This window comes from Streptomyces sp. NPDC001750 (assembly GCF_042892615.1).
GTDB lineage: Bacteria > Actinomycetota > Actinomycetes > Streptomycetales > Streptomycetaceae > Streptomyces.
This window is the reverse complement of record NZ_JBIAUE010000003.1, coordinates 21,488-35,188: the sequence shown is the minus strand read 5'-3', so window position 1 is coordinate 35,188 and position 13,701 is coordinate 21,488. Positions and strand designations below refer to the sequence as shown.

Genomic DNA, 13,701 nt, shown 5'->3' with positions numbered 1-13,701 from the left:
TCCGCACCCGGGCCGGGCATCCGTCGCCGCGCCCCGCCGGGCGCCCGTGACCCGTATCCGCACCCGGGCCGGCCGTCCGCCGCGCCCGCGCCCGGGCTGCGGGGCCGGACCGGGCCCGGCCCCGCGGACCCGCCCGGTCTCCGAGTCCGCGTGCACCCGCGCCCCCGTCCGCCTGCCCGTACCCGTGTCCGTGAGCCACCGACCCGCACCCGTGGAGGACCCGTGCCCCGCCCCGACGACAACGACGCGATCAACGGCCCGCCGACACTCCCGCTGCACCGAATGGAATTCGACCCGCCCGGTCCGCCCCGGCCCGTCGTACTGCCGGACGGCACCCGGGCCTGGCAGGTGACCCGCTACGACGACGTGCGCAAGGTCCTCACCGATCCCCGGTTCGGACGCGCACGGCTCGGCATATCCGACGCCGCACCCCTGGCGGGGCAGGCGGGCCTCGTCGCCAGCACGGACCTGATGTTCAATCAGGACGGCGAGGACCACGTGCGCCTGCGCCGCACCCTGCGCGGCGCGTTCACCCCGAGGGCCGTCGCCCGCTGGCGGCCCTGGATCGCCTCGATCGTGGAACAGCGACTGGACACGCTCGCGGACGGCGGGCCTCCGGCGGACCTGGTCGCCGGTTTCACCCTGCCCCTCCCGGTCGAGGTGGTCAGCCGGCTCATGGGTCTCGGCGCCGCCGCGCGGGAACGGCTGAGCCACTGGAGCCGGTACGCGTTCTCCGACGGCTCCCACGCGGAGGAGGACATGGAACCGGTGCTGACAGAGTTCGCCGGGTTCGGAGCGGCACTCCTGGCGGAGCGGCGCAAGGACCCCGGCGAGGACCTGACCAGCATGCTCGTCCGCGCGGCGGACGACGAGGGCGGCATCCCCGAGGGACAACTGGTCGACCTCGTGTGCGGACTGGTGGTGGGCGGTCACGACAGCACCATGACGATGCTCAGCAACTCCCTGCTCTACCTGCTCGGTGAACGCCCGGAGTGCTGGCCCCGCATCGGGGCGGACGAGAACGCCGCGGGAGCGGTCGCCGAGCGGTTGCTGCACCTCGTTCCGCTCGGCGACGACCGGGGGACCGCACGGCACGCAGCCAAGGACACCGAGGTCGGCGGCGTCGTCATCCCGGAGGGAGCGGTGGTGCTGGCCGACTGCGGCGCGGCCAATCGTGACCCCGACGTGTTCCCGGCCCGGCAACTGGACGATCTGTTCAGCCCGTTGGAAGCCCCCACCCTGGCGTTCGGTGCCGGTCCGCACTACTGCCTCGGCGCATGGCTGGCCCGGCTCGAACTCCAGCTGTCCCTGCACCGGCTGGCCGCACGTTTCCCCGGCCTCCGCCTCGCGCGTCCGGACGACGGTGTGGAGTGGCGTCGCGGCAGCACCTCCCGCAGCCCTCAACGCATCGCCGTCACCTGGTAGCCGGCCGTTCCGGGCGACGAGGCGTGCCCGTTCGGCGTGCACGCGCGCTCAGCCCAGGTGCACCGGCAGCGTCTCGACGCCGTACACGATCGACAGCTTGCGGAAGGACAGCTCCTGGGGCGACACGGCGAGCCGCATCCGAGGGAACCGCCGGGTCAGGGCCGGGTAGGCGGTGCGCAGTTCCATGCGGGCCAGTTCGGCGCCGACGCAGCGGTGGAATCCGTGACCGAAGGCGAGGTGCGCGGTGGGACTGCGGCGCGGGTCGAAACGTCCGTCGTCCCCGACGTACGAGGCGTCGCGGTTGGCGCCGCTGAGCGAGCAGAGCACCATGTCGCCCTCGGGGATGACCACCCCGGCTATCTCTATGTCCCGCCGGGCGAACCGCGGGAACGCTATCTGCACCGCGGAGGTGTACCGCAGCACCTCCTCGACGAACGGGGAGGCCGCCGCGTCGTCCGTCCGTATTCGCTCGAACACGTCCTCGTTCCGCAGCAGCACGAGCGAACCCAGGGCGATCGTGCTGGCGGTCGTCTCGAATCCACCGGTGAGCACACCGTCGGCGAGGCCGGCGAGTTCCTCGTCGTCGATGTCGTCGCCGTGCTCCTTGACGATCATGCCGAGCAGCCCGTCGCCGGGCTTCCGGCGCTGCTTCGCGACCACGTCCCTGAAGTACGCCAAGGACTCCGACATGGCGCCGAAGGGCGCGGTCGTCCCGGCGAAGAGATCGAACCGGTCCATGGCCAGCTGCTGGAAGTCGTGGCGGTCCTCGTAGGGCACCCCGAGCAGTTCGCAGATGGTGAGGGAGGGGATCGGCAGCGCGAATTCCTTGACCAGGTCGACCGGGCCGCTTCGGGCCTGCATCGCGTCGAGACGTTCCGCGGTGATGGCCTCGATCCGGGGCGCGAGCCTGCGCAGCCGTCGCATCGTGAACTCGGGGGTCAGGATCCGGCGCAGCCGCGTGTGCACCGGGGGATCACTGAATCCGAGTCCGCCCGGGCTCTGTTCCGCCGCGACTCCGGCATTCGTGGCCAGGTGGGCGAAATCGGTGCTGAAGCCGTCGGGCGAACCGAGAACGGCTTTCGACTCCTCGTATCCGCTGACCACCCAGGCGTCCATCCCGAACGGCAACGAGACCTTGTGCACGGGTGAGTTCGCGCGGAGCGAGGCCAGCCTGTCCACCGGGTCCAGACCGTCCCTGCGCAACAGCGCCAGCAGATCGTCGGGCAGGAGGCGGATCGTGGAGGAGCCGATGCCGTACTTCTGGATCCTGGACAGGTAGGTGCGCCCAAGCCGGGCGGTGATACGAGAACGGAACCTCGTCCTCAACGTGTTCTCCATGGGTCGTCGTGCGGTCCGCACCGCCGGGGTGCGGAGATGAGAGAAGGGATGCAGCGGGCTCGGAAACGGACATGGGCAGGCGCTGCGACGCCTCGTCCCCCGGATGACGTGCCGTCACCCGGGGGACGAGCCGGAGGAGCGCTGATGGCACACGGTAGCGTGAGTGGGCCCGACGGTTGTTCGACAGTGTTCGATACCGGTCGGATGTGCCGGAGGCGACGCCGACCCGACGTGTGCGTGGTGGCACCCTCCCGTGCCGTGCGTGATGACGGCGCGGGCCGCGTCCGAATCCCGATCGACGGGTCCGGTGCGGAGAATTATCCTGGTCGCCGTGGTCGAGACCGAGCGCCTGTCACCGCGGCCTCTCCGGCTCTCCGACACCGACGCCTTCGTCGAACCCCACGCCGACCCGAGAGCAACCACGGAAACGATCCGTCCGTGAGAGTCGCCGGGCCGCTCGGCTCCACGCCGCGCCGAGAGGACACCGTCAAGGTCACGCCGTCACGGTGTACGCGGTGGACCGACCGGACGCCCCCGCGTCCCCGCCCCGGATCGGGGACGGCAGAGACCGTTCGTGCGGCGTAGTCCCGCTGCGCCTCGGGCAGTCCGTCCACCGGGGAGATCGCGTCGACCGGACAGGCGTCGGCGCAGGCACCGCAGTCGGTGCAGAGCAGCTCCGTGCTGCCGAACGCCCGCGTCGGAGGGATGCGGGTGACAGGGCACGCGCCGACGCGGGTGGCGTCGCCGCAGCAGTTCTGGGTGATCGCGTGAGTCATCTCGGCGGCTCGGCGCGCCGCACCACCGTCCCCACCGCATCGTGCTCGAACTCGGCCCGGCGTTCAAGATCCTCGCGTCCGGCGAGGCGGCCTGCGCCTGGATCCTCAGTCCCAGAGGGTGTGGTACGTGACGCGGTGCGCCTGCGCCGGTACGCCGTCGGTGTAGACGAGCCGCAGCCGGGCGAACCGCTGGATCCCCGGATCCTTCTGCCAGCTCGTCGGGCGGTCGAGCCGCACCTCGACGGGGTACGTGTGGAACGTGCCCGCGGCGCAGTAGGGCCGGCAGTCGTTCACCGCGTCGAGCCCCGTGCCCACGGCAGAGGACGGTCCCCAGTGGGTCCAACGCAGTGAGACGAGGCGGTTGTTGCCGTCCCCGCAGGCGAGCAGGAAGTCGCCGGGACGGACGCGCGCCTGCGAGAAGCAGTCGACGGCCACCGCGCGGGCCGTGGGGGACTGGGAGGAGGACCGTACGGGTGACGCGGCGGGCGCGGCCGTCGGTACCGCCGCCACCGCGAGCGCCGAGGCCGCGTACAGCGCGAGCTTGCTCCTGAGTCCGTGTCCGCGCATGCCGTCTCCCCAACTGCTCCTCGGGCTCCGCGGGCGGCCCCGGCCGGTCCGCTCGCGGAACCCGCGCCGTGTGCCGTACGGGCGCGCCGCGTCCTGGTACGGGTGTGCCGGAAGCGGTCACCGGCGCCGCCTCCCGCCGATCCCCGGCACCGCTCTCGGCCGGTCCGTCGCGGGAGCCCCGGCAACCGTCTCCTCAGTCGACGGTACGACCGGGCGCGTGCGCGCACCACCTGTGCCTGCCGCGGCACCGCGGCGCGGCCACTGCCGAACGGCGGCCGGACCGGTGCCCGTGGGGCGGGGCCGGACGCTTCCACGGCGCCCCACGCCGGGCGGCGCGCCGTCTCCGCGTCCCGTGCGCGGTGCGCAGCAGCGCTGCCGGATGCCCGCGATCGACGATCCGCACCGAAACCCCGCCGGGCGGGAACTCCAGCAGCAGGGCCGTGACGAACAGCTCCTCGTCCCCGGCCGAACGGCCTGAATCGCGGGCGACGCTGAGCTCCAGGTGTTCCGCCAGACGGACCGGATCCGGCCACTCGTGGGCCCAGGTGCGCCTCGGCCCGGAGCCGTTTCCGGACAGCCAGGCGCCGACGAGGCCGATCACGGCGGTGGAGGTGTAGAGCGCCACGTGGTGCGGTTCCCCGATGTGCCCCGGCGCCGGGAGGCCGGCCAGATCTCCGGCGTCAGGGACAGGACGGCGATCCCGGCGGTGTGCCGGGGCCCGCGCGTGGTCGCCGCCACCGGAGGGACGCCGATCAGCAGGAAGCTCAGCGGCTCACGGCTCACGGCTCACGGCTCACGGCTGCGGGCCGCGAGGTCCGCGGCCACGTCCAGGGCGATCAGCGGCAGCGGAAGCCACCAGGCCCATGTACGTCCGCCGAGGCGGGAGCACCACCGCCACAGCGGTCCGACCGCTTCGCCGTCCGCTTCACCCACATGTGACATAGAGGGACTTTATGCGGATACCCGCTTTCTCCGGAGCTGCCGTCGGCCGCTTCCGCTGTCGCCGCCGACCGCCTTGTCCCGGGGTGGGGAGCATGGCCGCACGGGCGTCGGGGACGCCCGGTTCCGCGCCGGGCACGGGCGCGGGACCCCCTCCCTGCCACCCGAACGGCACCCCGTGAAGGGCCGAAACGCGGTCGGGTTAGCATATGAGCGCCGCCTAGCTCGAAAGATAAATCTGTGACTGTCAACGAGGACTCGTTCACTAACTGGAAGAACCGTGAGGAAATCGCGGAGTCGATGATCCCGATCATCGGGAAGCTGCAGCGGGAGCGGGACGTCACCGTCCTGGTCCACAGCCGCTCCCTGGTGAACAAGTCGGTGGTCAGCATCCTCAAGACCCACCGATTCGCGCGCCAGATCGCGGGCGAGGAACTCTCGGTCACCGAGACGCTGCCGTTCCTGCAGGCACTGACCACCCTCGATCTCGGCCCGTCCCAGATCGACATCGGCATGCTCGCCGCGACGTACAGGAACGACGGCCGCGGCCTCTCCGTGGCGGAGTTCACCGCCGAGGCCGTCGCCGGCGCCACGGGCGAGAACAAGATCGACCGTCGTGAGCCGCGCGACGTCGTTCTGTACGGCTTCGGCCGCATCGGCCGTCTCGTAGCCCGCCTGCTCATCGAGAAGACGGGCTCCGGCAACGGCCTGCGGCTGCGCGCCATCGTCGTCCGCCGGGGTGGTGACCAGGACATCATCAAGCGTGCCTCGTTGCTGCGCCGCGACTCGATCCACGGCCAGTTCCACGGCACCATCACCGTCGACGAGGCGAACAGCACGATCGTCGCCAACGGCAACGCCATCAAGGTGATCTACGCCAACGACCCGTCGGAGGTCGACTACACGGCGTACGGCATCGACGGCGCCATTCTCATCGACAACACCGGCAGGTGGCGCGACCGCGAGGGCCTGTCCCAGCACCTGCGGCCCGGTATCGCCAAGGTCGTCCTGACCGCTCCCGGCAAGGGCGACGTCCCCAACATCGTCCATGGCGTCAACCACGACACCATCAAGCAGGACGAGCAGATCCTGTCCTGCGCGTCCTGCACCACCAACGCGATCGTCCCGCCGCTGAAGGCGATGGAGGACGAGTACGGCGTGCTGCGCGGCCACGTGGAGACCGTCCACTCGTTCACCAACGACCAGAACCTGCTGGACAACTACCACAAGGCGGACCGGCGTGGCCGTTCGGCGCCGCTCAACATGGTCATCACCGAGACCGGCGCGGCCTCGGCGGTCGCCAAGGCGCTGCCCGACCTGAAGGCGCCGATCACCGGCAGTTCGATCCGCGTCCCGGTCCCGGACGTCTCGATCGCGATCCTCAGCCTGCGACTCGGCCGCGAGACCACCCGCGAAGAGGTCCTCGACTATCTTCGCAATGTGTCGCTGACCTCCCCGCTCAAGCGCCAGATCGACTTCATCACGGCGCCCGACGCGGTCTCCAGCGACTTCATCGGCTCGCGCCACGCCTCGATCGTCGACGCGGGCGCCACCAAGGTCGACGGCGACAACGCGATCCTCTACCTGTGGTACGACAACGAGTTCGGCTACTCCTGCCAGGTCATCCGGGTCGTCCAGCACGTCTCCGGGGTGGAGTACCCGACCTACCCCGCCCCGGCGGTCTGATTCCCGGCCCGTCCCGCACCGCCCCCGTCCGTCCGGCGTCCCGGCCGGCGAGGGCGGTGCGTGGCCGGGACCCCGGGGCGGGTGCCGGAAGGCGCGGAACCCGGTACCGGGCCTCCCACGAGCCCCCGCCCGTCGTCCGACGGGCGGGGGCTCCGTCGTGACGACGCGCGCCGGGACACCGGCGGCCGGGGCGGACCGGACGGCACGGCCTGTCGGCAACTCGGCCCGTACCGCGCGGAACCCCGACCACGTTTCGACCGTCGTCGAAGACGGAACAAGTCGTTGATCCGGGGAAGCCGCCCCGCCGCCGTCCTGAAGGAGCGCACCCATGCCGATCCCGCTCGGTCTCGGTCTCCCGCAGATGAAGCAGTACGACATCGGCCGCGATGTCGCCACCGTCGCACGTGCCGCGGAGCAGACCGGATACGAGAGTCTGTGGGTCTTCGAACGCATCCTGTTCCCCGAGCCCGCGACCCAGGGGCTCTACGGCGTCCCCGGACTGCCGTGGCCCGACCAGTACCGCGGTGTCGCCGACCCGCTGGTCACGCTCACGCTGGCAGCCGCGGCCACGGAACGGCCCCGGCTCGGCACCAGCGTCCTGGTCGCGCCCCTGCACGTACCCTTCCAACTGGCCCGCTCCCTCGCCTCGTTGGACGTGGCGAGCGGCGGCCGGGTGATCGCGGGAATCGGCACGGGATGGTCACTGGACGAGTACGCGGCGGCGTCCGTCGCCCCCTTCGAGAGGCGCGGAGCGGTCCTGGACGAACTCCTCGACGTGTGCGCGGCCGTCTGGGGCCCGGACCCCGTGGTGTACGAGGGTGAACTGACCACGATCGCCCCGTCCGCGGTCGGTCCCAAGCCGGTGAGTCCCATTCCGGTGTACCTGCCCGCGAACAGTCCGCGCGCCACCCGCCGTCTCGTGGACCGGGCGGACGGCTGGATGCCCGTGGCGGCGGGCCCCGCCCAACTGGCCGAGCAGTGGCGGCGGGTGCGGGACACGGCCGCCGAACGCGGCAGGGAACGCCCGCTCGACGTCTGCGTCCGCGTCAACGCGCGCCACACCGCCGAGCCGGTCCGGAGCGAGGGACGGCAACCCTTCCACGGCAGCGTGGCGCAGATCGTCGAGGACCTCGCGGCGCACGCCGGACCGTACGTGACCACGTTCGTCCTGGAACTCCAGGGCACACCGCGCGACGCCGCGGAACTCGTCGACGTTGCGGCCGAGGTCTACGAGGCGGCGCGAGCGGCGGGCATCTGAAGTCCCTGCCCGGGACCGGGTGGCGGACGAGCGTACGAGCAGCGGCACCCGCCGAAGGGTGCCGGGGGAGAGCACCCCTCCGCCTCGCCCGGCGCCTCCCCGCTCGCCCGGGCCGGGCATGTACGCGACCGCGACCCGGTTTTGCCCCCGGCGGGACACCGGCTGGCGACCGGGCTCGTCCGCATGGAGCAGCGGCTCGGAGGAACCACGCGGAGGTTCACGCTCCGCTCTGTGGTTTTTCAGGACGGGAACGGCAATCTCTCGAAGGAGGGCCGGACGTCCCCGGACCATCCACCGAGAAAGGCATGGAGACACCATGAGTGAATCGATCGCGGATGTACGGATCCCGGACAGTGCCTTGGCGAGGGAGGCCACCGAACTGGTCCGCGAGGCGGCCTCTCAGCTCTTGTTCGATCACTCACGGAGGGTCTTCCTCTGGGGCGCGCTGCGGGGGCGCGAGGAGGGGCTGCGGTACGACCCGGAGTTGCTGTACGTGGGCGCGATGTTCCACGACCTGGGCCTGACGGAGCGCTACCGCCGCACCGACCAGCGGTTCGAGATCGACGGCGCCGACGAGGCACGCAGGTTCCTGCACGCCCACGGCATCACCGACGAGGAGGCCGACCGGGTCTGGACGGCCATCGCCCTGCACACCACACCGGAGATCCCCCTCCACATGGCCCCCGAGATCGCCCTGGTCACCCGGGGAGTGGAACTCGACGTGCTGGGCATCGGCTACCACGCGGTCTCCGACGGACAGCGTGCGGCCGTCGTCGCCGCCCACCCCCGCCCCGACTTCAAGAAGCAGATCCTGGCCGCGTTCACCGAGGGCATCAAGGACCGCCCCGAAACGGCGTTCGGCAACGTCAAGGCAGACGTCCTCGCCCGCTTCGTGCCCGGATTCGAACGGGGAGACTTCGTCGACGTCATCCTGGACTCCGACTGGCCGGAATGACCCTCGGGCCCACGGCTTCGACACCGCCGATACACCGCTCGTTGCGCCGGGTGGCAGCGCGCCACCCGGCGGCCGTCCGCTCGCCGCCCGCGCGGAAGGGACGGCCGCGCGGAGACCGCGCGCCCGTTGACGGTCCGGCGTCCGACCGGCCCGTCCGGACCGCCCACCACGTGCGGGTGAATTCGCTCGTGGTCCACGACCACCTGAACAGCACGGCCATCACCATGGCCGAGGATCTGCACAGGTTCCCGCAAGGGTCCGGAGGACGGACTCCGGCCCGAGCGCGTCAGCCGCGGTCGCACGAGACCGCGCGAACCGACCACCATCCCCTGCCCCGATACGGGCGCGGGGGCATCCGCGCACGTGGATGCCTGCTGTGGGCCCGCCCCTCGGACCCACGGCGAGCCCCACCCAGCACCCAGCCGAGTCGATGCCGCAGCCCATCGCTCCGGATCGGCGGGCAGGAGGATCATGCCCATCACTGACGAACGCGTCCCTCTGCACCGTCTGACGTTCGCCCCGCCCGGTCCGCCCCGGCGTACCGACCTGCCCGACGGCCGCCCCGCCTGGCTGTTCACCCGTTACGCCGACGTCCATCAGGTCATCAACGACAGCAGGTTCAGGCGGACCCTGCTCCGCACGCCGGAGGACAGCGCCTCCGCCCTCGTGGACTCGCCCGATGCCATGGGCAAGCTGGACGACGTCCAGCACCTCCGCCTGCGGCGCACCGTCCAGCGCGCGTTCGGCCCGCGCGCCGTCGCGCGCATGACGCCCTGGGTGGCCGACGTGGTCGACGAACTGGCCGACGCGCTCGCCGACCACGGCTCCCCGATGGACCTGGTCGCCCACTACACCCGCCCGCTGCCCATCGCGGTCATGAGCAGGCTGACGGGCGTGCACGACGTCAGCGACACGCGCCTCCTGCGCTGGACCGAGCACGCCTTCGCCACCGATGCGAAGGATCCTGCGGAAGTCGCCGAGGTCACAAGGGAGTTCACCGAATTCACCACGGGCCTGCTGGCCGACCGGCGGCGCACCCCCGGCCCGGACCTGATCAGCTCGCTCGTCCAGGCGGCCGACGGGGAGGGCGGCGTCCCCGAACCGCAACTCGTCAACCTGGTCAGCACCCTCGTGGTGGGCGGCTACGACACCGCGATGACCATGCTGGGCAACTCCCTCCTCTACCTGCTCCACGAGCGTCCCGAGGTCTGGGCCCGACTCGCCGCGTCCGACGAGGACGCGGCCGGCCGGCTGACCGAGCGCCTGCTGCACCTGATCCCGCTCGGCGATCCCGCCGCCCACTCCAACCCCCTCCAGGCCATGGAGGACGTCGAGGTCGGCGGTGTCACCGTGCGGACCGGCGAGATCGCCACAGTCGACCGTGGTGCGGCGGGCCGGGATCCGGCAGCGTTCTCCGACGCCCCGTTCGGCGATCTGTTCGCACCACTGGAACACCCGACCCTCGCCTTCGGCGGAGGACGGCACTACTGCCTGGGCACCTGGCTCGCCCGCGCCGAACTGCGCCTGGGACTGCACGGACTGGCCGTCCGCTTCCCGCACCTGCGCCTCTCCACGCCCGTGGACACGGTCGCATGGCGCCACGGCACCATCACCCGCAGCCCGCTGCACCTCCCGGCCGCCTGGTGACCCGCCGAGGAGGCTGAACCACCGCGGACCGCCGCGGGCGGTCCTGCCGTCGGCCCGGGCGGCAGCGGTGCCTTCGGCCCGGAACATCCGAGCTCAGGCATGAGTCCGTCCGGAACGGCGGCTCCGGACCCCCGCCCCGGTCCACTCGGCCGGGCGACGCCGGAAGGTCGTGCCGGAGCCCACCCCGATTCCCTGGAGCAGGTGTTCCCGGCCGGTCACCGGCACCGGACGTACGCCGTGAGCGCCGGGAGCGCCGACGGCGCAGAACCTCAACGGCGCCCGTAGTAGAGCGCATTGTGCGCGGTGTCCGGGAGGTACAGCACGTCGTTCCCGTCCGAGTCCCGCCGCACCGCGAGCCGGTCCGCGCTCACACCCGGCGCGGCGGACTGCGCGGTCCACGTGCCGCCCGACTCGGTCGCGGCGAAGACGCGGTCGGTGCCGGAGCCGGTCACGTAGTAGACCCGCTTGGTGTCCGTCTCGTCCCAGGTGATGCCGAGGGCAGCGGCGGTCTGGCCGCCGGCGTACACGGTCTGGTGGGCCCAGCCGCCGCCGCTCGGATACGCGTAGTACACGCGGAAGTTGCCGCTGCTGTCGGCAGAGCGGTAGCGGTAGGCGACCTTCGGGGTGGAGCCGTCGAGGGTGAGTTTGGCGCTCTGCACCGCCGGACCCGTGTAGGCGTTGTCGATGCTCCACTCCTCACCCGCGGTGAGCTCCTGGATCACGTCGGACGTGCCGGGGGCGACCGGCGTGGTGACGGCAGCGCCCGCGCTGTTCGCGAAGGCGCCGGTCGCCGGGTCGTAGCGCAGGTAGGAGAGCTGGTGCCGGAACCCGGTCGCCGGGGCCTTGGCCCACTCGTACAGGAGGTGCACGCGGCCGGCCGCGTCCACCATCAGGTCGTCGGGGTACACGGAGCGGTTCAGCGCGCCGGCGAAGGTGGCGACCACGCTCCAGCGCGCGGTGGCGTTGTCCCAGCGGTACAGCTTGCCGGGACGCTGGTCGGCGCCGGCGCCGACGCGGGCGGCCAGGTAGAGATCGCCGTTGGGCGCGGTGGTCACGATCGGGTAGGTGATGCCCTGGCCCTGGTCGGGCAGTTCGGCCGCGTGGTCCGTGACGTCCCCGCCGGGGGCCTCCGTGCGGAAGTAGCGCCAGGCGTTGGCGTGCATGGAGGCGAACACGTGCAGACGGCCGCTGCCGTCGCGCGCGACGGACGGCTGGTTGTGGCCGTTGTCGTCGGGGAACTCGGCCTGCTGCCCGCTCTGGTCGAGCAGCGGCAGACGGCTCCAGACGCCGTCCGGGTCGCGCCGCGCGATGGCCGGGCGGTGCGTGGCGGCCGTCGAGCCGGGCTCGTTGAAGGCGAAGTACGTGTACTGGCCGCGGCCCTTGTACGTGGCGACCGGCGTCCACCAGGCGGCCTGGTTCGACGAGTCCATCGCGTACGGGACCTTCTCGATCACCGTTGCCGCGGCTGCCCCGGGGGCCGTGGTGCCGGCCTGGGCGGCCGGGACGGGCATGAGCAGGGCGGCCAGGGCCGCGGCCGAGGCGGTGTACGCGCGTGCCGTGGGACGTCGCAAGGTGAACTCCTTCGCGGGCGTGATGGGAGGCGGACGGGAGCGGCCCCGCGGGCCGGTCCACCCCTCCGCTGCGCCGGAAACCTACAGCAGATCCCAGATGATGAATAGAGATTGCACAATGCGGATTCGAGATACGCCTTAGGGAAGGCGTATGCGGCACGGCGAAGGGCCCGGTGAAGGTCGTTCGACCTCCACCGGGCCCCGGATCCCCGCGCGTCCGTTCAGCGCTTGATCAGGGCGGCGACCTCCTCGCCCGCCTTCCTCATCGCGTCCTTCGGCTTCGACCTGCCGACCAGGACGGCCTGGACCTGCTTGGCCACGGCCTCCTCGATCTGGGCGTTCTGCGCGAACTGCCAGAACGGGCTGCCGGTCGCCGTCTTGGTGATCTTCTCGGTCCACTCGGTGGTGAAGGTGTCCTTCGCGACCTCCGGGGCGGACAGGCCCGCGGTGGTGGACGGCGGCAGGGAGCGGGCCGCGAAGTACTCGGAGGTGGTGGCGCGGTCGGAGGTGGTGTGCAGGGCGAACTGTGTCGCGGCGTCCTGCCCCTTGCCCTTGACGATCGCGATCACGCCGCCCCACAGCAGCGCCTGCGGCGTGTCACCGGAGCGCAGCACCGGACGCTGCATCGGCTGCATCGCGTCGGCCAGCGTCTTGTCCTTGGACTGGGCCGAGGTCACGCCCTTGCCGATGATGGCGTCGTCGTAGAAGGCGGCCTTGCCCTGCCCGAACAGGGCGCGCGCGTCGAAGCGGTCCACGTCCGCGGCGATCAGCTTCGCGTCGTGCAGCTTCTTGTACCAGGTGACCGCGTCGACGGACGCGTCGTCGCCGATGGTCACCTTGTCGCCCTCAAGGAGCGTGCAGCCGAAGGTCTGCATCCACGGGAAGATGTCCTTGAGCTGGGCGACCTTGGTGGCCGCGGCGTAGGGCACGACACCGCCGCCGAGCCCCTTGAGCTCCCGCAGCGCGTCCTCGAACTCCTCGACGGTGGTGGGGTGCTTCCTGATGCCGGCCTTCTCCAGAAGCTTGGCGTTGGCGATCACACCGATCGAACCGGTGTTCCACGGCAGGCCGTACTGCTTGCCGTCGTACATGCCGCTGTTCAGCGCCACGTTCGTGTAGCCGCCCTTCAGGGCCACGGAACCGAGATCGGCGAGCCTGCCCATCTGCGCCACCGCGGCGAGCCAGGCGATGTCGAGGTGCACCGCGCCGGTCGTCTCCCCGCCGCCGAGCTTGAGGGTGAGCTGGCTCAGGTATTCGTTGTACGGGTACGAGACCGCGCGGATCTTGGAGTTCTCGGCCTTCTCCCACGCCGCGATGATCTTCTCGATCGCGGGCTTGGCGGCCTCCTCGTTGAGCGACCAGGAGGTGAAGTCGAAGTTCTTCGACTTCGTGTCCCCTCCGTTGGAGGAGGTGCCGGCGCCGGACGGTGCGCAGGCGCCCAGCACGCCTGCGCCGGCCACACCGAGCGCGCCGATGCCGAACATGCGCAGCGCGCCGCGCCGGCTGATGCCAGAGGTGGTCATGGTGTCTCCATGGGGG

Annotated in this window: 11 protein-coding genes and 1 pseudogene; 5 read left to right on the top strand and 7 right to left on the bottom strand. The window is 71.6% G+C overall.

The window, feature by feature from the left end; translation table 11 throughout:
* Positions 1-282: 282 nt before the first annotated feature.
* A complete protein-coding gene (locus ACFYY6_RS06375; protein ID WP_351522096.1) occupies positions 283-1,425 on the top strand; it encodes a cytochrome P450 in 1,143 nt (380 codons plus the stop codon).
* 48 nt (positions 1,426-1,473) lie between these two features.
* Here ACFYY6_RS06375 and ACFYY6_RS06370 read toward each other — a convergent pair whose 3' ends face one another.
* The 5 genes and pseudogenes from ACFYY6_RS06370 to ACFYY6_RS06350 all read right to left on the bottom strand — a co-directional run bounded on the left by ACFYY6_RS06370 (position 1,474) and on the right by ACFYY6_RS06350 (position 5,048).
* A complete protein-coding gene (locus ACFYY6_RS06370; RefSeq protein WP_389191881.1) occupies positions 1,474-2,763 on the bottom strand; it encodes a cytochrome P450 in 1,290 nt (429 codons plus the stop codon).
* A 575-nt stretch (positions 2,764-3,338) separates the two neighbouring features.
* Positions 3,339-3,539: pseudogene (locus tag ACFYY6_RS06365) on the bottom strand (4Fe-4S binding protein); the annotation flags it as partial.
* A gap of 105 nt (positions 3,540-3,644) precedes the next feature.
* Positions 3,645-4,106: a hypothetical protein gene (locus tag ACFYY6_RS06360; protein WP_351634478.1), complete on the bottom strand. Its 462-nt coding sequence runs from the start codon at positions 4,104-4,106 to the stop codon at positions 3,645-3,647.
* 193 nt (positions 4,107-4,299) lie between these two features.
* Complete coding sequence (locus ACFYY6_RS06355; protein WP_389191878.1) at positions 4,300-4,731, bottom strand: SpoIIE family protein phosphatase; 432 nt, start codon at positions 4,729-4,731, stop codon at positions 4,300-4,302.
* Between the two features lie 161 nt (positions 4,732-4,892).
* On the bottom strand, positions 4,893-5,048 hold the full coding sequence (locus ACFYY6_RS06350; RefSeq protein ID WP_351522076.1) for a hypothetical protein: 156 nt from the start codon (positions 5,046-5,048) through the stop codon (positions 4,893-4,895).
* A 237-nt stretch (positions 5,049-5,285) separates the two neighbouring features.
* Here ACFYY6_RS06350 and ACFYY6_RS06345 point away from each other — a divergent pair, with 237 nt between their 5' ends.
* The 4 genes from ACFYY6_RS06345 to ACFYY6_RS06330 all read left to right on the top strand — a co-directional run bounded on the left by ACFYY6_RS06345 (position 5,286) and on the right by ACFYY6_RS06330 (position 10,591).
* Positions 5,286-6,731, top strand: coding sequence for a glyceraldehyde-3-phosphate dehydrogenase (locus ACFYY6_RS06345; RefSeq protein WP_351522078.1), 1,446 nt, complete (start codon positions 5,286-5,288; stop codon positions 6,729-6,731).
* Positions 6,732-7,059: 328 nt separating this feature from the next.
* Entirely contained in the window at positions 7,060-7,989 is a 930-nt protein-coding gene (locus ACFYY6_RS06340; protein WP_351522080.1) for an LLM class F420-dependent oxidoreductase, read from the top strand.
* Positions 7,990-8,305: 316 nt separating this feature from the next.
* The gene (locus tag ACFYY6_RS06335) at positions 8,306-8,944 is read left to right on the top strand and encodes an HD domain-containing protein (RefSeq protein ID WP_351522082.1); all 639 of its coding nucleotides are present in this window, start codon (positions 8,306-8,308) and stop codon (positions 8,942-8,944) included.
* A gap of 471 nt (positions 8,945-9,415) precedes the next feature.
* A complete protein-coding gene (locus ACFYY6_RS06330) occupies positions 9,416-10,591 on the top strand; it encodes a cytochrome P450 (RefSeq protein WP_388651319.1) in 1,176 nt (391 codons plus the stop codon).
* A gap of 269 nt (positions 10,592-10,860) precedes the next feature.
* On the opposite strand, the gene ACFYY6_RS06325 is transcribed toward ACFYY6_RS06330, so the two are convergent.
* Positions 10,861-12,162, bottom strand: coding sequence for a BNR-4 repeat-containing protein (locus tag ACFYY6_RS06325; protein ID WP_388651318.1), 1,302 nt, complete (start codon positions 12,160-12,162; stop codon positions 10,861-10,863).
* Between the two features lie 221 nt (positions 12,163-12,383).
* Positions 12,384-13,685, bottom strand: coding sequence for an extracellular solute-binding protein (locus ACFYY6_RS06320; protein WP_351522088.1), 1,302 nt, complete (start codon positions 13,683-13,685; stop codon positions 12,384-12,386).
* Positions 13,686-13,701: the final 16 nt, after the last annotated feature.

Coding starts and splice junctions, on each gene's coding strand:
- ACFYY6_RS06375 (WP_351522096.1), top strand. CDS start 283: ATGGAATTCGACCCGCCCGGTCCGCCCCGGCCCGTCGTACTGCCGGAC.
- ACFYY6_RS06370 (WP_389191881.1), bottom strand. CDS start 2,763: ATGGAGAACACGTTGAGGACGAGGTTCCGTTCTCGTATCACCGCCCGG.
- ACFYY6_RS06360 (WP_351634478.1), bottom strand. CDS start 4,106: ATGCGCGGACACGGACTCAGGAGCAAGCTCGCGCTGTACGCGGCCTCG.
- ACFYY6_RS06350 (WP_351522076.1), bottom strand. CDS start 5,048: ATGTCACATGTGGGTGAAGCGGACGGCGAAGCGGTCGGACCGCTGTGG.
- ACFYY6_RS06340 (WP_351522080.1), top strand. CDS start 7,060: ATGCCGATCCCGCTCGGTCTCGGTCTCCCGCAGATGAAGCAGTACGAC.
- ACFYY6_RS06335 (WP_351522082.1), top strand. CDS start 8,306: ATGAGTGAATCGATCGCGGATGTACGGATCCCGGACAGTGCCTTGGCG.
- ACFYY6_RS06330 (WP_388651319.1), top strand. CDS start 9,416: ATGCCCATCACTGACGAACGCGTCCCTCTGCACCGTCTGACGTTCGCC.
- ACFYY6_RS06320 (WP_351522088.1), bottom strand. CDS start 13,685: ATGACCACCTCTGGCATCAGCCGGCGCGGCGCGCTGCGCATGTTCGGC.